The following is a 19,868-nucleotide window of genomic DNA, read 5'->3' as shown; positions in this document are numbered from 1 at the left end:
GCCGCTCCGTTCGCTTATCGCCAACTTGGGGATCCTAATCCTCCATGCCGGCAGTTAAGCAAATCATCATCATCACGTCCACGATCGCCGACGAAGCCCGACGCTTTCTACGCTCCATCGGAGCACAAAGCCGGCAAAAGACGCCATGGCGTATCCATTTGGACGAAAACCTCGAGGGACAGCCCAACGTCGATTGGATCTTCTCCAAACCTTGGGACGGGGTGATCACGAACTGCTTCGACCAGTCCATCGTCAAAGGATGCGTTGAACGTGGGATCCCATGCATCGACCTCAACGACGATACACCGATCGTTTCCGGAGTTCCCAAAATTCGTCCCGACAACGAGGCAATGGGTCACATGGTGGCTGAACATTTCAAGGAGAGAGGCTATACCAATTTCGCCTTCTGCGGATACCGAGGCGAGGTCTGGTCCGAAGAAAGGCGGAACGGATTCGAGGAAGCGGTGAAGCTTCTCGGCTCCGAGTGCAACTCATTCGAAACCTCCTTCCGCGACGAAGACAAAACAGTCCACCTCCTAAACGAACCCGACTGGGAGCAAAGCGAGCGGGAACGAATCAAGAAGTGGATCAGCACCCTACCGCAACCAGTCGCCATCATGGCCGCCAACGACCATCGGGCCACCCAAGTGATCGATGCCTGCCAGGAGCTCGACATCCAGGTCCCAAACGAGGCTGCCATTGTAGGGGCGAACGACAACACCGTACGCTGCGAGCTCCGTCACCCCAGCATTTCCAGCATTCCAGTCAACGCGAAGGCCAAGGCCAAGACGATCGCCGACACCCTCAACGCTCTCATGGCAGGAGGCGAAGCCCCCTTCGAAGAATACCGCGTCGAGCCCCTCGAAGTGGTTTGCCGCCAGTCATCCGACGCCCTCGCCATAGCCGATCCGATTATCGCAAGAGCCACTCAACTGATCCGTAAGCAGCATGGCATCGACATGGACGTCGCGAACCTGGCCCAGCAAGTAAGCAGCTCACGCAGCCAGCTTGAACGCGGCTTCCGCAAGCACCTTGGCCACTCCCCTCAAACCGAGATCCGCCAAGTCCAAGTCGCCTACGTCAAGCAACTCCTCCTAACCACCAACGTACCTGCAAACGAAATCGCGCTGCTAGCCGGCTTCAAGCACCCCGAATACATGAACGTCGTATTCAAGAAGGTCACCGGAGAAACCCCAGGCCAATTCCGTCACCGCATCTCGGATACAGCCTAGGAGGGCAACGCTCCGTCGTTGCCGTGGAGCCTAGATCCGAATTCCCCCCCCTCAGGTCAGCTTCGCCGTACCGAACCCTACGTCGAGCAATGCGAGACCCTGACAATCCCAAAGCCAAGGCAAAAAACTTAAAACCTAGTTCGCAAACAACGATCGCATCCGCTGCTTCATCTGCCGTACAACCGCTGCGTACTCCGGGTCGTCCACTACATTCACCGTCTCCATAGGATCCTTTTCGTAGTCATAGAGCTCGCGACTCACCACCGACTTCTTGTTGTACCGATCGTTCGTATTGCCAGCCCTAAACCATTCGACGTAGCGGTAACGTTCGTCCCTCACGGCATAGCCCATTCCGTTCTTCCCGTTCGGCCATTGGCTAACCGCGAAATCTTTCACCTGCCCCTTCGGATCCTCCATCATGGAAACGAGACTAAGCCCTTCCGGTGCGGCAGGAATCGTCACTCCCGCAAGGTCACAAAGCGTCGGAAACACATCTACAAACTCCACGGGACCTCCCGCTACCTGCCCCTTCGGCAAACCTGGAGCAGAAAAAATCAGCGGCACTCGAGTCGCCTGCTCGAAGTTCGAGTGCTTACACCAAAGCCCATGGTCTCCGAGATGCCAGCCATGATCGCCCCAAAGTACGATCACCGTATCCTCGCGAAGCCCCAATGAATCCAACTCCTCCAGCAGCCCGCCGATCAAGGCATCGATATACGAAACACAGGCATAGTATCCATGGATCAACTCCAACTGCTTTTCCTCAGGCATCCAATCGCTCGCATCATCCGAATAGCTATCGAATTTCGGAACACCATTGTAAGAAGTCAACTCGCCCGAACTATGGTACGCTTCCTTAACTCCATTTTGCGAACGCTTCTGATAAGGGTGAATCTCGAAATCCTCCCTGTCATACATTTCCCAATACTTTGTGGGAGCGATGAACGGCAAGTGAGGTTTCTTTAAACCGACCGCAAGAAAGAAGGGCTCTCCTGTCCTCTTGAACGCTCGCAAACTTCTCTTCCCTGCCTCGACAATCGCAGAATCGACATAGGCCTCATCGGGCACATCGGCAGACTCGACCACAGGCCAGGCTTCCCGCTCGAGAAGATATTCTTTCACCTCCCCATAAGCGGTCACTCCCTTCGCATTGGCCTCCTCGATCAGACGACGCGTTTCCGGATCTTGAAAAGCTGCCATCAACGGTCCTTCTACTCCCTCCGGATACGGCAGCTGGTAACCTAGCTTGAACGGCTGAGACCAGGATGGCTCATCGAGCTTCTTGTCCACGCAACGCGTATCAAAGATCTTCCCGTATCCAGCAGTCGTATACCCCAAATCCCGAAAATGCTGCGGCAAGGTCAACACATCGGGATTCCGGTCACGCATCCGCGTCTTCAAATCCCAGACCTGAGTCCGATCAGGTCGAAGCCCTGTCATGATGCTCGCTCGAGAAGGACCGCAAACCGCCTGCTGACAGTAAGCCCGAGAGAACAGGGTCCCCTGCGAGGCCAACGCATCAATGTTCGGAGTGATCGCCCGCTCGTCACCATAACAACCAAAACTCGGCTTCAGGTCATCGACCGCGATAAAGAGAACGTTTTTGCGCCCTTCAGCTTGTAGACAGGCCGCCAATACAAGACCAAGGGCAAAAGTCGAAAACCTGAGAACTCGAATCATCGATCAAAGAGCTAGAGATTGAAGTCGCCGGGCAGATCGTCGATATACGTCTGTAGCTCAGCCTTCAGAGCCTTGAGGCGACTCGCGTATTCTGGATTGTTCGCTAGGTTCACCGTTTCGCCAGGATCCGTATTAAGATCGTAGAGTTGGTCGATCTCGAAATAGGCAGGCTTCTTTCCGTAACTCCTGTTTTCGGCAGACTGCCCGCCTGGAACGATCGAGAAGTGACTGTAAGGAGCCGCTGGGTCATAATTAACAATCTCCATTTTCCTCATACGCCGTCCATCATTGTACTCCTTGAGAACAGCAGCCCGTTCTTCAGTTGAACGCGTTTCCGCGAACTCGGGATAGCGAATCGCATAGTACTTCAATCCATCCATCACAACGGCCCGTGCGTATCCTAGCTCATGATACGTCGACTTACGTGACTCCTTTGTCTTCGCATCGAGCACGCCTTTGAACGATCGCCCATCGAAGTCCTCAACCGGATAATCCGCTCCTGCAATATCGAGAATCGTTGGAGCGAAGTCGATATTCTGAATGTAAGCCTCACTCTCATTCCCCACTTCAAAACCACCACTTTTCCATACGATAAGCGGCGTTTCCGTGCCTCCTTGGTAGAGTGTGCCCTTCGCGTTCTGGCCATGGTCGTTGAAGAAAAAGATCACGGTATTATCGAGAATGTCTTTCTCCTCGAGCTTATCAAGCAAAGCGCCAATCGCGTCATCGAGCCATAAGACGATCTCCTTGTTGGGGCCTTTCACACCTGCCGCCTCAACTCGAGGGGTCAAGGTCTCGCGAGCCGGCAAAACATCAGGTTCGGAGGGAAGATACCCCATCGCGGTGATCAATGGGTCCGCTTTCCATGCGCGATCCGGCTCAGACGGAGCATGCGGAATGGTCGTCGCGAAATACAAAAAGAACGGGTCTTCCGCATTCTGATCGATGAACTCGACCCCTCCCTGAGCGATCCAATCCATGTTTTGGACCGCGAGCTGGCCCAATCCAATAAAGTTCGGGTTATCAAAGTAAATGCTCTCCGCATAGTCGAAACCTGCATCCAGAATCGATTGACGGGTCTTTTCGTAGTTTTCGATAACCTTCTCAGCAACGGCAGGCTCCTTAGGATCAGCCCAGTAGTCAGGGAATCGATACAGGTTCTTGACACCTATCACGTGGTTCTTGCCAACCATTCCCGTCTTGTAGCCAGCTTCCTTTAGATAATGTGGAAGTATCTTCTGGCCGGGCACCACAAAAGTATTCCACTGGATTACCGTTTGATTCCCTTGGTCCGCGGTCTTCTGCACGAATTCACGATTTGTCGCCCGGCTCGCATACTGCCCTGTCATACAGTTATAGCGACTCGGCGTGCACACCGGCGAAACCACATTCTGATTCACCATCACAGTCCCTTCCTCAGCAAGCCGATCAAGATTCGGAGTCAGGTAAAGGTCTTCCCCTTCGCCTAGGCAATTGAACATCTCCGGATACATGTCATCGGCGATGAAGAAGATGATGTTTGGCGGTCGCTCTTCCGCTTTTGCAAAAACGATCGCTGAAAACGCTACCAGTAGCGCAAGGATTTTGGATATGTTGTTTTTCATTCGGGTGCTAAATTTCGAAAGCGGGTAAAGGCGTTTAGACTCTATCTATCCTCCAAAACCCGAAAACGCAAAAACTGAACGGGTTCTTTTTCGGAAGGATGGGTGATTTTGCTATTTACTAAGAGATATTCCTCAAAACCAGTGACCTCGTCTTGAACCACCGCCGGATGCCAGGTAGTAAGGTCTGTCGAAGTTTCAAACTGGAGGGCAAGCGGAGAACCTGCATGCGGCCACTTGTGCTCAACGAAAAAGGCTCCCGACACTTCATCGAACGCGAGAGACTGAAAAGGCCCCGCTTCGCGCGTTCCACTATCGAGCTGGAACACGTATTCGATCTGGTTGGACAATCCGTCCCCGTCCACATCTCCGCTCGGGCCACTCAGTTCGGCGTCAGCCAGTTGATCCGCTGTAAACGTCGCCGTCGCCCAAGCATCGTAGCCACCGGACTCGCCAACAAGACTGACTGGCAAACTCAACACGATCTCCGCCCCATCCACGCTATGCTCAAAGCTGAGGGAATAGTCGACCCCGCCCACCGTAACAAGAGCCTCGTAGTCGCCATAAAAACCTCGATTCGCCATGCTCCCGGCACGAGACGTGTATCCAGTAAATGAAGTCCACCAATCATCGAAGACGAGTTTCCTGTAAGCCGCTCCACTCGGTTTCTCCCTCCATTCGTGGTCGTACATCGTCTTGGTCGCGTCAGGGCTGTTCGACCAAAATCCCCATTGCTGAATCCCGACCACCTGCGGATAGCTGAACAACAGGGTGTAATAGTCCCGCAAGTAGTCCGCCTGCAATTGCTCGTCCTTCGTATCCACGGTGAACTCAGTCACCCGCAGATCGAGCTCAGGAAAAGCGGTCGTGTATCGCTTCAAGGCATCCTCTACATCAGGGATTCCCGTTGGCGACGATCCATAGTGCCCCTGCATTCCCATGCCAGTGATCGGAGCGCCATTGTCCAACAGGTACCGAACAGTCTCTTCGTAGTGGTTTTGGTGAGCTGTATTCGTGGAGAGGATATTATAGTCGTTCAGATACAAAGCATGCTCTGGCAGATTCAGACGAGCGCGCTCAAACCAATCGACCATCACTTCTTTGCCAAAAGCATCCATCAGGACATGATTGTCGTATGGCTCGTTCAATACATCCCACTCCGTCACATAATCCTTGGTCGCCGTCGTAATCGCGTCGATGTGATCTATCGCAAGCTGCTTGATCGATGGATCCGCTCCCGCAGGATCTTCAGGAATCAAATCCTGGATGCTCTTCGGAAGGTGACTCCTTCCTGGCCAGACCAAAACATGCCCCCGCAAGCTCAAGCCCTGCCCCTTCGCCCACGATAAGGCTTCAATCAGTTTTTCCTCGGTCCAACTCGGACCAAAATCACCGGCCCAAGCTTTCCACTTCATGTGATTAAAAGGACCACCCGAGTTAAAGAGCTCCACCGTCTTTTGGCGAAGCATCTCCCCGTTCGACGAATCTTCCGTAATCGCGAACGTCGAAAACGCGCTCCCAAACTCAAAGGCATGCCGCGTCATTTCACTTTGGATACGGGCGAAAGGAATGCTCGCTCCGTCAGCATCGACGACCTTGAGCGTAAAGTCCCCTTTTCGGTGCTGCTCGATCCGCTCCGCAGCCGCAATCCGCCACGTCGCATCCAGTTCCCGTCCAGGATAAGTCAATGCAGTTTCCGGCAGGTCATCCACACTCAAGGACGTGCCGTAGTGGTACACCTCGAATCCCGCCAGCTCGTAGGTCTGGGCATGGCGTCCGGCCCCCATCCCGAAGTTGAGAGCGACCTCTCCAACGCCGTAATTCTCCGCAAACTCGAAGGGAATCAAAAACTCGGACCACTCCTTATCGGAAGTTACGGACCGCACCACAGACTTTTCATTCTGCGGCCCCTGAACAAAAACCGTGCTTACCGCAGTCCCAATTTCGGCGAGAGTCTTGATCGTACGAATATAGACTCGCACCAGGCCGACATCGCCCTTGGAGGCGCTAGCATTTATCGGCACTCGCCCCCCGCCCGTCCAAAAATTGCCAGACGGGTTATGCACCGTAATCCGAAGCGCTACATCAAAATCCGGGTGATCAGCCGCAACCTCCTCGTAGTCCCCCACCGGTTCCCCCTCGAACGAGCCCCTCCAGAAACCGATGTTCATGCCAGACTCGTACTTCGCCACCAGAGTCCCCCCTGCAGGCAATTCCGTGCGACCGCACACGCTAGCGGCCACGAAAAGCAGAAGTAAGGCTGATACGAAAGATCTCATTTTTGGGTAGAAAGCCGGATCGTGTGGGGGACTGATTCGGCTTGCAGGGAATCTACCTCAATCACGCTTAAATCATCAATTGAAACGCTTCCCTTTCAATTGAGTTATTTTTCGAAGACACGTTCTGCCCAAGCATTTACCCCTCTAGATCAAAGAGTAAGACCGGCCCGTCGCTCACCGAGACGAGCAACTCTTTCTTACCATCCCGATCCAGATCCACGAAATCCACCCGCTTTGGAGACCCAGTCTTCACATTCAATCCCGACTCCCAAGGCAGCACCGCCCGGAAATCACCTGCCCCTCCATTCTCGAGCAACAAAAGATGCCCCTTGTCAGGAGCGAGGGCGACCCATGGCTGAGGGGACAAGGGTTCCAAAACCACGACCGCATCGAGGTCTCCATCGCTATCCACATCCGCAAACGCAGCATCCAACATCCGCCCCGCCTGCGCCTCATGCGGAAGAGCTGTCGTCTCAAAGCCTCCCTTTTCATTTTGAAGCAACAACAACGAGCGCGTCTCCTCCAAGACCGCCTTCTCCAAGCCACCCATGACCTCTGGACCGAACGCCTCCTCCATGGTCAATCTCCCAAATTCCTCGTAACTCCCCGTCTTCCCCATCTCTACCGGCAGATACATCTGGTGCAGCGTTCTCGTTTCAGTCGGATAAGAGGACTCCCCTTCCCGCGTCGCTTCCAGAAACAGCCTTGGCGAAGCAAGCGGGTCCTTGCTGAAATAGAGCTCGCTCACCTCCCCTTCCTTCGCTCCCCAACGGGTATTCAAACCTAGGTTTCCCAAAATCAAGTCGTCTCGCCCATCTCCATTTACATCACCCGATTTCGCGCAGGACCAATACCCCGAACGCCGAGCCTCCTCCGGCAAACCTCCCGCAACAGCCACCGCTCCTCCCGCCGCCACCGACCAAAGATGCACCGGTCCAAATTGAGATGCTGCCACAAGCATTTCCCCAGCGCCCTTCTCGCCACCAACAACTTCGAGGTCCGCTATTTTCCCAGCCTGGGAAAACGCCTGAGCGAACCCGCTCCACTCCACTTCGAACCCCTGCTCTCCCTCAACCAACACCCGATTCAGCTCCGCCAACGGGTAGCTTCGAGCAATCGGTCCACCCGCTTGCAACAGCTCGTCCACGCCATCCCGATCGTAATCCCACCAAACGCTGTCCCCTGTTCCCAGAGCAATCTTCGACAACAAGGAATCATCCACTTGGCGAAAGCTGAACCCGTCAGCGTGCCGATACAATCGATCCTGCAAATCGGAGCTCCCTCGCTCCTGCTCTATCCCACCGCTAGTCACCAAGACCGATTCGCCAGCCAGCATCAGCCCCACTACCTCAGACTCAGACGTTTCGTCAAAAGAACTCGTATCCATCCGATCAAGACGCTCTCCTTCGACATTCCGAAACAATCTCAGCTCCTGCCCCGACGGACCTCCCAACATCAAGTCCAGCCATCCATCGCCATTCCAATCGCGCACCAGCAACGGAGCGCCTTCCCTGTCTTCGGAAAAAGGCAAAAGAGCTTGGTCACGGTCGACTTCCTTTTTTCTCTCCTGAACGAACGCCGTTCGATCCAACGCAATCTTCGAAGGCAAGAACCAGCGCGCTCCCTCGGAACGCCCCGTTCCAGATTTTCTTTCCTCAATGGAATAACGATGCCCGCACTCGAGACCTTCTAACACCTGCACAACTCCGCTCGGCCATTCGATGCGCAATTCATCCACCATTCGCGCCTCCGAAAACGAAAAGAAAACTGCCGGCTCATCCGTTGCCATGTATCCACGCATCGAGGTCAGCTCTCGCACCTGCACTTCCTCGCCCGCCTTAGCAGTCACTCTCGCGCCCAAACCAAACCGATTACTCTCAGTTCCCGATAGCTGAACCACCAGACGTTGCCCTTTGTCCGAGAGATTTCGATACACGCTCGGCTCCCCCTTCCAATTCCCCACCACGAGATCCAAATCCCCATCCTGATCCAAGTCGGCCGCTCCCGCCGCAAAGCTCACCCCCAACAGGTCCAGCCCCCAAGCCTTACCCACTTCCTCAAACTGGAATCCGCCCAAATTTCGGAACGCCAAATTTCGCTCCTCTAACGCAGCGCTCCGCGCGTACAACGCCACCTGCATTCGTCGACTCGTAGCATTCGCGACCTTCACCCCCAAATCGGCATCATGAAACGCTCGGGCCATCCCATTCGTGAAGAATGCGTCTAGCCACCCATCGCAATCGAGATCCAGCAACCGCGGAGCCCAAGTCCAGTCCGTAGCCTCCATGCCAGTCAGATGCCCAACATCAGCAAACGAGCCAGGCCCCACGTTCGCTACGATCGCGTTCTGCATGTATTGGCTGACACCGTTCTTATCGATCGAGAACAGCTTACTCGATAGAGGGCCGACCGTCTTCAAATAGTAAGTTCGATCCCGCGGCTTCATCTCCGCCACCACGAAGTCAACATGCCCATCGTTGTTCAAATCCCCCAAATCCGCCCCCATCGCCGAATAGGGAGCAAAGGGAAAGCTCTCCTTCAAAACATCCGTAAACGTCCCGTCTTGGCTGTTTCGATACAGGCGATCATCAGGAGTAAAGTCATTCGCCACGTATAGGTCTTGCCAGCCATCCTCATCGAAGTCCCACCAAATCGCAGCATGCCCCTGACCGAGGCCATGAATGCCTGCCTCTTCCGTTACATCCACAAAACGTCCCCCTCGGTTCTCAAAAAGAAAGTCCGGCATCCCCGCAGGATTCTCCGAGTCCTCCAAGTAATTGCACTGCAAATACAGATCCAAATCCCCGTCCCGATCGTAATCGCAAAACGACGGAGCGTTCGACCCCGTTTCAATCGCTAGACCAAGATTCGCTGCCTGCTCCTCAAATCGGCCTTCCCCATCATTCACAAACAACTGGTTCGGAGATCCGACATAACAAACATAGATATCCAAATCGCCATCGCTCTCGATATCCACCATCGCCACACCCGCCCCGATTCCCTTCGGTAAAGCGATCCCCGAACTATCGCTCGCTTCCTCGAAACGAAAGTCTCCACGATTTAGATACAGGGCATTCGGAGAGTCCTTCCCCACAAAAAAGATATCAGGCAACCCATCGCCATTCACATCCCCTAGAGCGATCCCCGATCCGATCGACCCGATAAAATACTGCCGCCACAATCTCCCCCACAGTTGCGGATTTTCAAAGCGACTCTCGAAGACGATGCCAGACTCCTTAGAATCAATTTTATCAAACAGCGTCGCCCCCTCTCGAAGCGGTTCAACCGGCGAGAGCCTTACAGCCTCCGCAAAGCTCGCAGCCGGAACGCACGCTAGAAGAAAACCGAAAACAAAACAGCGGAAAGCCATATCAAGAACACGAGCCTGTCGGGTCGGCGCTCGCGCCGCACCGCAAAGCCCCAATCTCCCGTCGCACCTTGCCAAGCACAACAGTCCTACAAGGACTCAACTCTCCAAAAAACAGTTTCATCAGGATCCCAATCAATCTCTATTGAACCAACTCCATTAGCCGGACCTGTCAACTCCCCCACCTTCTCCCACACAGCATCAGTCCCAAGCGTAGCGCTTGCCTCAACAGAATAGCCTTCCCCCTCGATCAAATTTCGAACGGTCAAAACAACCCTTTCTCCCGCCCTCGAAAAATCTCCAGCTCCCACCGTCGGGGCCGCCAAGTCCGCTGGCCCATAAACCGCATATCCACGGGCCGGAGCTCCCACCGAGACCGACCCATCTAAGCCGCACTCGACATCATCAGGCCGCACATTTTGACCAGTCGCATAAGAATACCAGGCATAGCACTTCAACCTCTTTCCGCGCAGCTGTAAGTTCTTGGTCACTACAGTGGCGCTCTTCGATTCGGTGGCATGGTCATTTATCGCCACCAGATAGCCCGGAGCGGAAGCGATCCCATGCACGCTACCGTAGATCAAAAGATCAGAGTCATCCCCCTTGAGCACTTCGATGTCCGGCTTCCCACCCGCCAAAGCGCCCCTAGCCCAAACCAGCGGCTTGATCCCATTGCCATCCTGACCGCCCAAGTCCGCCAGCCCACGATCAAAATAGTCCTTCCAGAAAATACAGGGATATCCCTCGAAGGTCAGGATGTACGCATACGCAAGTATTCGGTTCCGAACGATCTCGTCCGTATCATGATTCGCCGCAAACGTCACAGCGTATTCAGAATTCCTGACTGCAAGAACACGATCGCGATCTAGCAACGTAGAAATGTCCCCCGCTCCCGTCGCGCTGTTGAATACGTCCCTCATCGTGTAGTATCCAGGGAAGTCAAAAGCCGACGCCCCCGAGCACACGCGCAAATATGCCTCAATCATCGGTATCCCATCCCAGCACTCAATGATCCCGAAAGCGTTCCCCGTGCCCTCCCGAAAGTCACGAATCATAGCTGGCGAGAATCCTTTCACGTAGTCGAAACGCCACCCGCCATCGAAACCCGCATTATCCGGATCCATCAGCCAGTTGCCCCACTCGATCATGTCATAGCGAGGATTGCCGGGATCATTGTCCGTTCCGTAAGCGACATCCGGAAACCCAGCAAAAACGCCTTCATCGCTCCACTCGCGGCTCGACGGGTGGAAGTCGTCGTAGTCCCAAGTCATCTTGCCACTCGCGACCTTACTGAAATCCGTCCAGTAGCTGTCTCCAGAATTCGGATTCGCCTCCCAATCCCCACCACTGCGATGATTGAGAACGATGTCCGCCATACAGACGATTCCTTGCTCACGAAAAGCAGCAATCGCGGCCCTCAACTCCTCTTGCGTCCCGAAGCGCGTACGCACCGTGTTCTTTTGATCGTATTGGCCAAGGTCATAATAGTCGTAGGGATCGTAGCCCATCGAGTGCGGCCCTGATTCGCTCTTGCTCGGAGGCGGAAACCAGATCCGGTCGATCCCCTGCCCGCTTCCCATATTTCGCAGCTCCGCCGCCTTGCTCGCCAAAAGATTATACCAATTCCCAGCCGGAACATCCCAATAGAACCCCTGCAACATCACCCCTGCCCGACTCGCCGTTTCCGGCAACCGAGGAGCGTGCGGCAAGTCGTCAGGTCGCGCCGATAGAGCCACCTCCACATGCCAATCGTTGCTCGAGTTGTTATCCCAATTGTCGGCTCCATCACGAAATACGAAATCGAGCACGAAGGCCGCCTCCGGAACTTGATAGGTGAACGTGTAAGCCGATTCCTCCGCGTCCCAGGCCATCTTCTGGTCAGGCCCCGCGATCGCGGCCCAGCCATTGAAGCCTCGATACAAAAAGACCTCGCCCGAGCTCGCGAGAGGGCCGCCCGTCGGGTCATAGGATATCGTCACCATTTCCCCAGAAATGGGCTTTTCGGGAGCAACGGTGACAGTCGATGAAAACAGCGGGCACACCAGTGCCGCGGCGATGAAGAATGGGGCAATTCTCATGGGATGTAGGTCTGGCCACAGTATCCCATCTCCCCACAAAAACGCCCAAGCCCGCAGCCCAGCACAAAGCCGAAATCACTAAGACAAAGCTTAGATCCCCATCGCTTCGCTACTTCCGATACGACTCGCCCGCCGAATAATCCTCCCGATCGTAATAGATCGTCTTCGGCCGCGCCTCTTCCTTGCGTCGACGCTCTTCGCTCTGGGCTCGGTACTCCGCTGGCGACATATCCAGGAACTTCTTGAATACCCGCGCAAAATACGCCGGATCCGAGAACCCCGCCGACCAGGCGATCTCCGAAACGTACAAGGGAGTAGTCTGCAAGGCCAAGGCCGCTCCCTCTATTCGGATGCGCTGTATATAGTGAGTCAATTTCTCGCCTGTCTGCGTATTGAAAAGGTGCGACAAATAATCGGGCGAGCACTGCAAGCGTTCCGCCAGCATCTTCACGTTGAGCTCCGTATTCGAAATCTGCTCACGGATAATCCACTTCGCTTGGAACACCTTGCCGATGTCCTGATTGATTCCCTCGTTCCCATGCTCCACCAAATCGCGGATCATGGCAAAAAGAGCGATACTCAGCCCCTTCACGATGTGGTCACGCGTCGGACCCACCTTTTGATTGTTCTCCACCAAGCTGTTCGTCAGAGCCAAGAAGGTCTGCAGATTCGGAGCATCGTAGAACTCGATCACGTCGATCTCCGGCTTCCCCGACTCCACCTCGAATGCCAGATGCACGCTGATCGCATTACTGTAGAACCCGACCACCAAGTTCCTGAACGGATCCTTGGCCGATGAAATCTTCTCCTGATGCGGAACCCCCGCCGGCATGATACAGGCCTCGCCCGGCTTCACCGTAATCGTCTCGCTCGGCACCTTGAACTCCGTCCAGCCGCTGTTCTGCACGAAAATCTCCGGCTTGAAATGGTAGTGCATGCCCGGCCGCTTCTGCAGCCGCCCCTCCTCGTTAGGGATTTTCAGAGTGAACTGGTTGTACTCCGCCTCGCGAATACAACGGTCTAGCGTCTCGATGATCTCGATACGGTCAGATTTCGACAAAGGACTGCCAATGCTTTCCTTCGCCTGATTCGCTGGGGGGCGCTTCTGCACTTTTTGTAGTTTGGGGCAGAGCAGCCATAGGCAAACAACCTAAGATTTCGCCACTCTCATCCTCAAAAAGGACAATTTCTCCGCTTTTGCAATACTCTCTAAACGAAGAACTAATAACTCCGATTCAATTAAAGAGTAATTGGTCTTTTAATCTTGAAGTTTATAATTAGCTGAAATTCTCTTCTTCCAGTTGAAACTTAGTATTCGATGAACTAATTTTGCTGCCGATGTGAATTCGACCCCGGGCAATACGCCATGCAGTCAGATCCTCCCCCCTCTTCCTCCAACTCCCAATCTTCCCTCGCACGACTCTGCCCACCCGGCTGGCGACTGCCTATCCTCATCGGATTAGGCACCCTCTTCGGGCTAAGCATCGTGCTCCTGCGCGTCTCCAACGCCACGTCCTACCTTTCCGACGATCCCAAGGCCTGCGTCAACTGCCATATCATGACACCGCAGTTCGCCACTTGGGAACGAGGTAGCCACGCCCGCGTCGCCAGCTGCAACGACTGCCATGTCCCGCATGACACCCTGCTCAACAAATACTATTTCAAGGCCAAGGACGGCGCCCGCCACGCCTTCATGTTCACCTTCCACATGGAGCCGCAGGTCATCAAAGTCCACGAGCCGGGCATGGCCGTCATCCAAGACAATTGCATACGCTGCCACGAGCACCTGCTCGACGAAGGCGTCCACCTCGCCGTCTCGCTGCAGGAAGCCGAAACCGGCACCGGCAAGCTCTGCTGGGACTGCCACCGCGAAACCCCGCACGGCAAGGTCAACAGCCTCTCCTCCACCCAGTGGGCACGCACTCCAACCCTAGATCCAGTCATGCCAGAGTGGATGAACAAACAACTCTCCAAACAGAACGAATCCGAAAATGAACCAGCAGAATAAGACCTCCGGCCGCTCAACCTTGGGTTGGCTTATCTTCCTCTCCACCATCCTGGGAGTCGCAGTCGTTGGCTTCCTCATCACCTCCATCATGGAGCGTCGCGCCGAAGCCAAGCAGGCGAAGATGACCAACCCCATCGCCGATTGGGAACCGCGCAACGAAGTCTGGGGCGCCAACTTCCCGCGCGAATACGAAACCTGGAAGAAAACCAAGGAAATGAACTTCAAGTCGGCCCACGGCGGTTCCGCCCGTACCGACTACCTCGAGGAATTCCCAAATCTCGTCGTTCTCTGGGCTGGATACGGATTCTCTAAAGCTTACGAGCAAGGACGCGGACACGCCTACGCCGTCGAGGACGTGCGCAACACCTACCGTACCAACAAAGGCATGCCCGCCACCTGCTGGACCTGTAAGAGCACAGACGTGCCGCGCGTCATGCACGAAGAAGGTGTCGCCGAATACTACAACGCCTCCTGGTTCGACCGCGGCGACCAGATCGTCAACACCATCGGCTGTCAGGACTGCCATGATCCGGAGAACATGAACCTGCGCATCTCCCGCCCAGCCCTCGCCGAAGCCTTCGCGGCCCGCGGCGAAGACATCAACGAAGCCACCCACCAGGAAATGCGCTCCCTCGTCTGCGCCCAGTGCCACGTCGAGTACCACTTCCAGAAAGAGCCAGCCAAGTACCTCAAATTCCCATGGGACAAGGGCTTCTCAGCCGAAGACATGGAAGCCTACTACGACGAGATCGATTTCGTAGACTGGACCCACAAACTCTCCAAAGCCCCCATGCTGAAAGCCCAGCACCCGGACTACGAAATCTACATGACCGGCATCCACGGCCAACGCGGCGTCTCCTGCGCCGACTGCCATATGCCTTACAAAAACGAAGGCGGAACCAAGTTCACCGACCACCACGTACAAAGCCCGCTCAACAACATTTCCAATTCCTGCCAAGTCTGCCACCGCGAGTCTGAAGCGACGCTCCTCACCGACGTCTACTCTCGCCAGGACAAGGTCATGGAACTGCGCGGCATCGTAGAAGACGCGCTCGCCAAGGCTCACATCGAAGCCAAGGCCGCCTGGGATGCCGGAGCCACCGAAGCAGAGATGAAGCAAGCCCTCACCCACATCCGCCACGCTCAATGGCGTTGGGACTGGGTTGCCGCCGCAAACGGCGCTGGCTTCCACGCTCCAAACACCGCTCTCCAAGTGCTCGGCACCTCCATCCAAAAGGCAGGCGAAGCCCGTCAGGAAATCGCCCGCGTCCTCTGGAGCCACGGCGTGACCGAGCCAATCGACTACCCAGATATCTCCACCAAGGAGAAGGCTCAGCGCTACATCGGTCTCGATCCGGAAGCGATGGAGGAAACCAAGCACAAGCACCAGACCGAGCTCTTCCCAGAATGGGACAAGAAGGCCGCGGAACGCCAGGCTGCCATGGGTCTCCCCGCAAACGTCACCGAATCCAAAGCCATCTCCTACGGCGAATAACGCCAAAACGCTAAATTTTCCCAAAGGGCCGCTCGCCAAACGCGCAAGCGGCCCTTTTTATGCCCAGTCGCAATCATCCTCTTCCTCCTAATCCTAATCTTAATCCATCAACCTACCCAAGCGACAGACAGAGGATGATTAAGATTCGATGAGCCTAATCCAAAGGTAGGACGGTCTGGCCCAGACCGCCGCACTGCCCACCCTCAACAACCACTACCCAACGGTCATCAGACCGTACACAGCGCCCCAATCAGCATTCGCGAAAATTAGCGGCCATTAGCGGTTAAAAACAATGCCTGACCAACCACCCCAAGCCACTTTCACCTTCCGCTCCGACTACCTCATCGGCGCCACCATTTGCCTAGCCACTAGCCTCGCCGCCTCCACCGTATCCATAATTCGAGACGGAGCGCCCCTCACCGCCCCGCCCTGGCCAGCCAACGCCATCGTACTCGGCCTCGTTGCCGCCTGGCTCTTCTTCATCGGCCTCAAAGGCCAGCGCTTCGCCCCGACTCGCCTGCTCGGCGGCCTCCCTTTCGCCATCTGCGTCATCGGACACTTCTTCCTGTGGGTCCTCGTCGCCGGAACCCTCCCCGCCAGCGACGGCAGCCAACTCCCCACCCTCGTCCGCAAACTCGGGCTCAGCAGCCCCATCACCTCCATCCCCTTCAACGCCGCCCTCCTGCTCTTCCTCCTCAACCTCGGCCTCGCCACCGCCGGCCGCATCACCAAGCTCAAGAAGGCTCGCCTCAAATTCTACGTCAGCCACGGCGGCATGTGGCTGCTCATCGCCGCCGGCCTGCTCTCCTCCAGCGATCTCGAACGCTGGGAGCTCATCGTTTCCGAAGGCGACGCCACCGCCGAAGTCAGCAACGCGGACGGCACCCAAACCCGCTACCTCCCCTTCGGCGTCCTGCTCGCCGACTTCGACATCGAGTTCTTCACTACCCAGCTCACCCTCGTCGACGTCGACGAAACCGAAATCATCTGGCAAAAAGGCGAACCCCTCATCGACCTCGAAAAAGGCAACATCGCACGCATCCGAGGCTGGGAGCTCGAAGTTCTGGAGAGTTACGAAGCGGCCGTTCCCCTCGGCAAAACAGCCTACCAGCCACACGACTCCCCCTTCGCTCCGCCCGCCGCCCACCTCCGCGCCACACACCTGGAAACAGGCAGGACCGTACAAGGTTGGACCACCTGCGGCAACGATCACGTCCCCACCACCACAATCCTCGCCGAAGGCAGCGACTTCCGCTTCGCCATGGCCCTCCCCCGCCCCAAACGCTTTTCCTCCCAAGTCACTATCCTCAAAAAGGGCGAAGAGCCCTTCCCGGTCAAAATCGAGGTCAACAAACCCATCACCATCGACGGCTGGAAGCTCAACCAGCTCTCCTACGACGAAACCGCTGGCAAAGCCTCCCGCTGGACCGTCCTCGAAGCCGTCCGCGACCCATGGATGCCCGCCATCTACGTCGGGCTCGCCCTCCTAGCCCTCGGAGCCCTCATGCACCTCATCGACCGAGTCACCATCGAGAAGCTTACAAAAAACTAAATTGTTCTCACCCACGAAGGACACGAATATCCAAAAAGAAAAGTATCCTGATAAGCCTTCGTGTCGCTTCGTGCAATTCGTGGGCAAAAAAGCAGTGCAGGATCACCCAATATGAACCTCATAAACATCTTCCCCTGGGTCGCCACCGTCGCCCTCGCCACCTGGACGCTCGGCTTAATCGCCTTCCCCAAAAAACGACCCGTCGGCATCGCCCTGCTCGTCCTCGGCACCCTTTCCCTCGGAGCCTGCCTCGTCACCATCTGGATCACCCTAGAACGCCCTCCCCTGCGCACCCTCGGCGAAACCCGGCTCTGGTACTCCTTCCTCCTCCCCATCGCCGCCAGCATCGTCTGCATCCGTTGGAAAATGGTCTGGCCCCTCTACTACGCCATTCCGCTCGCCGGCCTCTTCATCACCATAAATCTCACCAATCCCGAAAGCTGGGACCGCACCCTCATGCCCGCCTTGCGCAGCATATTCTTCGTGCCCCATGTTCTCGCCTACCTGCTCGCCTACGCCTTCCTTTCCGCCGCCTTTGCAGCCAGCCTACGAGGCTGGCGCGCCTTGCCCGGCAGCGAACGCAGCGAGCAAACCCTCGAATTCGCCGACCGCTCCGTACAAATCGGTTTCGGCTTCCTCACCCTAGGCCTCGTCATCGGCGCCATCTGGGCCAAAGAGGCCTGGGGACACTACTGGGCATGGGACCCCAAAGAGACTTGGGCGCTGCTCACCTGGCTCGGCTACCTCGCCTACCTGCACTTCCGCCTGCAGCATCCCCTAGCTGCCAAACCCGCTTTTGCATTCCTAGGTGCCGCCTGGATCGTTCTCCTACTATGCTGGTTTGGCCTCAACATGATGCCCATCGCCGACCAAAGCGTGCACACCTACACACGCTAGGCCTAGGAGGCGTTTAGGCTTTAGGAATTTAGGCGATAGGTTCGAAATCTGTGCAGGATCACCTAAAGCCTAAACACCTAAGTTCTAATCCCCTTTTCATCTTAATGTTTGCCCAAAACAGACGATCCTTGTTTACGCTATCTTGACTCTTCCGCCGCGACGCATTCGCTGCCCTAATCCCGCATGAATACCAGTGTAATCCCAATCTCCGTGAAAGGCGTAATGCCAACCGTAAATGGTTGCGCGATCTTTCTAGGCAACGACGACAAGGTATTCGTGATCTACGTCGACCATAGCGTCGGCAACGCCATTTCCATGGCTCTCAACGGAGTCAAAAAGGAGCGCCCGCTCACTCACGACCTCATCTCCTCCATGCTGGTCGGTCTCGAGGCCAAGATCACTCGCATAATCATAAACGATGTCGAAGAGAGCACCTTCTTTGCCCGCATCTTCCTAGAGATGAGCAACGAGGTGGATACCAAGATCATAGAGCTCGACGCTCGTCCCAGCGATTCCATCGTCCTTTCGCTACAAAACAACGTTCCGATTTTCGTAGCCGAGAAAGTCTTCAACACCACCGAAGACATGAGCTCCATCCTTGAACGCGTCCTCAAGCAGCAGGACGAAGAGAAGGAGTAGCAGGAGAGAACACGCACTCTCCCGTGATCTCTGGATACTCGCGGCCAGTTCAAACCGAGCCCGAAACGGGAACGACGGTTCGACCTCGAATCTTGCCTTCCAGCATCTCCGCCGCGGACCCGATCACGCTCTTGAGGGAGACCTCGTTGATCATGCTTTCCAGTAGCTTCAGATCCAGCTCCCGAGCAAGCTGACGCCACGCGAGCGTACGCTTCACGCGATCGCACATAACGCTATCCACTCCAATGAGCGAGACACTCCTGAGAATAAACGGGGCCACTGTCGTGGGCAAATCCATCCCTCCCGCCAGCCCACACGCGACGACTGTACCACCATACTGGATACCCGCCAAAACGTTCGCCAAGGCAACGCCTCCCACTACATCCACCGCAGCTGCCCACTGCTCCTTCTGCAGAGGACGACCCGGTTCGCTGAAGTCACTGCGCTTGACGATTCGACTCGCGCCAAGCCCTTTCAAATAGTCCTCCTCCTCAGCTCTACCTGTCACGGCCACGACCTTGTATCCACGCCCAGCGAGCAAGGCTGTAGCCACACTACCGACACCTCCAGCCGCGCCCGAAACGAGAATCTCGCCATCCCCTGGACGCACGCCTCGCTCCTCCAAAGCCATCACGCAAAGCATGGCAGTGAACCCAGCGGTCCCGATCGCCATGGCCTGCTTGAGGTCGAGTCCGTCCGGCAAGGCAACGAGACATTCGGCAGGCACTCTCGCGAGCCTGGCCATACCGCCCCAAAAACGCTCGCCCATTCCCCAGCCAGTCATCACCACGCGATCTCCTTTCTTGAACGAGGCGCTGTCACTTCTGGATACGATACCAGAGAAGTCGATTCCCGGCACCATCGGAAACTGACGCACCACCGGAGACCGGCCCGTCATCGCCAAAGCGTCTTTGTAGTTCAACGTCGTCCAAGCGACATCCACGAGGACCTCACCCTTGGGCAGTTCACTCTCGTTGAGCAGAGCCCAACGAGCGGTTTGCCGGTCGCCCGACTTTTCGATCAATATTCCTTCAAACATA

13 protein-coding genes are annotated in these 19,868 nt (G+C 55.9%); 6 read left to right on the top strand and 7 right to left on the bottom strand.

What is annotated here, in order from left to right:
- The first annotated feature begins 44 nt into the window (after window positions 1–44).
- Entirely contained in the window at window positions 45–1,232 is a 1,188-nt protein-coding gene (locus tag JIN87_RS07435; protein WP_200354912.1) for a XylR family transcriptional regulator, read from the top strand.
- Between the two features lie 135 nt (window positions 1,233–1,367).
- Here JIN87_RS07435 and JIN87_RS07430 read toward each other — a convergent pair whose 3' ends face one another.
- The 6 genes from JIN87_RS07430 to JIN87_RS28730 form a co-directional block, all read right to left on the bottom strand.
- A complete protein-coding gene (locus tag JIN87_RS07430; RefSeq protein WP_200354911.1) occupies window positions 1,368–2,912 on the bottom strand; it encodes a sulfatase in 1,545 nt (514 codons plus the stop codon).
- Between the two features lie 11 nt (window positions 2,913–2,923).
- Window positions 2,924–4,516 (bottom strand): sulfatase family protein, encoded by a 1,593-nt coding sequence (locus tag JIN87_RS07425; RefSeq protein ID WP_200354910.1) that lies wholly within the window; start codon window positions 4,514–4,516, stop codon window positions 2,924–2,926.
- Window positions 4,517–4,557: 41 nt separating this feature from the next.
- The gene (locus JIN87_RS07420; protein WP_200354909.1) at window positions 4,558–6,792 is read right to left on the bottom strand and encodes an endo-1,4-beta-xylanase; all 2,235 of its coding nucleotides are present in this window, start codon (window positions 6,790–6,792) and stop codon (window positions 4,558–4,560) included.
- 136 nt (window positions 6,793–6,928) lie between these two features.
- On the bottom strand, window positions 6,929–10,162 hold the full coding sequence (locus JIN87_RS07415; RefSeq protein ID WP_200354908.1) for a VCBS repeat-containing protein: 3,234 nt from the start codon (window positions 10,160–10,162) through the stop codon (window positions 6,929–6,931).
- 86 nt (window positions 10,163–10,248) lie between these two features.
- Window positions 10,249–12,237 carry an alpha-amylase family glycosyl hydrolase gene (locus JIN87_RS07410; protein ID WP_200354907.1) on the bottom strand — a complete coding sequence of 663 codons (1,989 nt, stop codon included), beginning with the start codon at window positions 12,235–12,237 and terminating at the stop codon, window positions 10,249–10,251.
- A 109-nt stretch (window positions 12,238–12,346) separates the two neighbouring features.
- Entirely contained in the window at window positions 12,347–13,348 is a 1,002-nt protein-coding gene (locus tag JIN87_RS28730; protein ID WP_200354906.1) for a helix-turn-helix domain-containing protein, read from the bottom strand.
- A gap of 255 nt (window positions 13,349–13,603) precedes the next feature.
- On the opposite strand from JIN87_RS28730, the gene nrfH reads away from it, so the two are divergent.
- The 5 genes from nrfH (at window position 13,604) to JIN87_RS07380 (ending at window position 18,828) form a co-directional block, all read left to right on the top strand.
- A complete protein-coding gene (gene nrfH, locus JIN87_RS07400) occupies window positions 13,604–14,245 on the top strand; it encodes a cytochrome c nitrite reductase small subunit (RefSeq protein WP_200354905.1) in 642 nt (213 codons plus the stop codon).
- Window positions 14,229–15,740, top strand: a complete 1,512-nt coding sequence (nrfA, locus tag JIN87_RS07395) for an ammonia-forming cytochrome c nitrite reductase (protein ID WP_200354904.1) — start codon at window positions 14,229–14,231, stop codon at window positions 15,738–15,740. Before nrfH ends, nrfA begins: the two co-directional genes overlap by 17 nt.
- Before the next feature lie 292 nt (window positions 15,741–16,032).
- On the top strand, window positions 16,033–17,292 hold the full coding sequence (locus JIN87_RS07390) for a cytochrome c biogenesis ResB family protein (RefSeq protein WP_200354903.1): 1,260 nt from the start codon (window positions 16,033–16,035) through the stop codon (window positions 17,290–17,292).
- Between the two features lie 111 nt (window positions 17,293–17,403).
- Window positions 17,404–18,189 (top strand): cytochrome c biogenesis protein CcsA, encoded by a 786-nt coding sequence (ccsA, locus tag JIN87_RS07385; protein ID WP_200354902.1) that lies wholly within the window; start codon window positions 17,404–17,406, stop codon window positions 18,187–18,189.
- A 183-nt stretch (window positions 18,190–18,372) separates the two neighbouring features.
- Window positions 18,373–18,828: a bifunctional nuclease family protein gene (locus JIN87_RS07380; RefSeq protein ID WP_200354901.1), complete on the top strand. Its 456-nt coding sequence runs from the start codon at window positions 18,373–18,375 to the stop codon at window positions 18,826–18,828.
- A 49-nt stretch (window positions 18,829–18,877) separates the two neighbouring features.
- Here JIN87_RS07380 and acuI read toward each other — a convergent pair whose 3' ends face one another.
- Entirely contained in the window at window positions 18,878–19,867 is a 990-nt protein-coding gene (acuI, locus tag JIN87_RS07375; protein WP_200354900.1) for an acrylyl-CoA reductase (NADPH), read from the bottom strand.
- Window position 19,868 lies beyond the last annotated feature (1 nt).

The sequence above is a fragment of the Pelagicoccus mobilis genome (genome assembly GCF_016595505.1).
Taxonomy (GTDB): Bacteria; Verrucomicrobiota; Verrucomicrobiia; order Opitutales; family Opitutaceae; genus Pelagicoccus; species Pelagicoccus mobilis.
The sequence above is the reverse complement of the archived record's forward strand: the minus strand, read 5'-3'. Positions and strand labels throughout refer to the sequence as shown.

Bases quoted from the DNA above. Each gene is read 5' to 3' on its own strand.
- JIN87_RS07380 (WP_200354901.1), top strand. From the start codon at position 18,373: ATGAATACCAGTGTAATCCCAATCTCCGTGAAAGGCGTAATGCCAACC.
- ccsA (WP_200354902.1), top strand. From the start codon at position 17,404: ATGAACCTCATAAACATCTTCCCCTGGGTCGCCACCGTCGCCCTCGCC.
- JIN87_RS07435 (WP_200354912.1), top strand. From the start codon at position 45: ATGCCGGCAGTTAAGCAAATCATCATCATCACGTCCACGATCGCCGAC.
- JIN87_RS07415 (WP_200354908.1), bottom strand. From the start codon at position 10,162: ATGGCTTTCCGCTGTTTTGTTTTCGGTTTTCTTCTAGCGTGCGTTCCG.
- nrfH (WP_200354905.1), top strand. From the start codon at position 13,604: ATGCAGTCAGATCCTCCCCCCTCTTCCTCCAACTCCCAATCTTCCCTC.
- JIN87_RS07420 (WP_200354909.1), bottom strand. From the start codon at position 6,792: ATGAGATCTTTCGTATCAGCCTTACTTCTGCTTTTCGTGGCCGCTAGC.
- JIN87_RS07390 (WP_200354903.1), top strand. From the start codon at position 16,033: ATGCCTGACCAACCACCCCAAGCCACTTTCACCTTCCGCTCCGACTAC.
- nrfA (WP_200354904.1), top strand. From the start codon at position 14,229: ATGAACCAGCAGAATAAGACCTCCGGCCGCTCAACCTTGGGTTGGCTT.
- acuI (WP_200354900.1), bottom strand. From the start codon at position 19,867: ATGTTTGAAGGAATATTGATCGAAAAGTCGGGCGACCGGCAAACCGCT.
- JIN87_RS07430 (WP_200354911.1), bottom strand. From the start codon at position 2,912: ATGATTCGAGTTCTCAGGTTTTCGACTTTTGCCCTTGGTCTTGTATTG.
- JIN87_RS07425 (WP_200354910.1), bottom strand. From the start codon at position 4,516: ATGAAAAACAACATATCCAAAATCCTTGCGCTACTGGTAGCGTTTTCA.
- JIN87_RS07410 (WP_200354907.1), bottom strand. From the start codon at position 12,237: ATGAGAATTGCCCCATTCTTCATCGCCGCGGCACTGGTGTGCCCGCTG.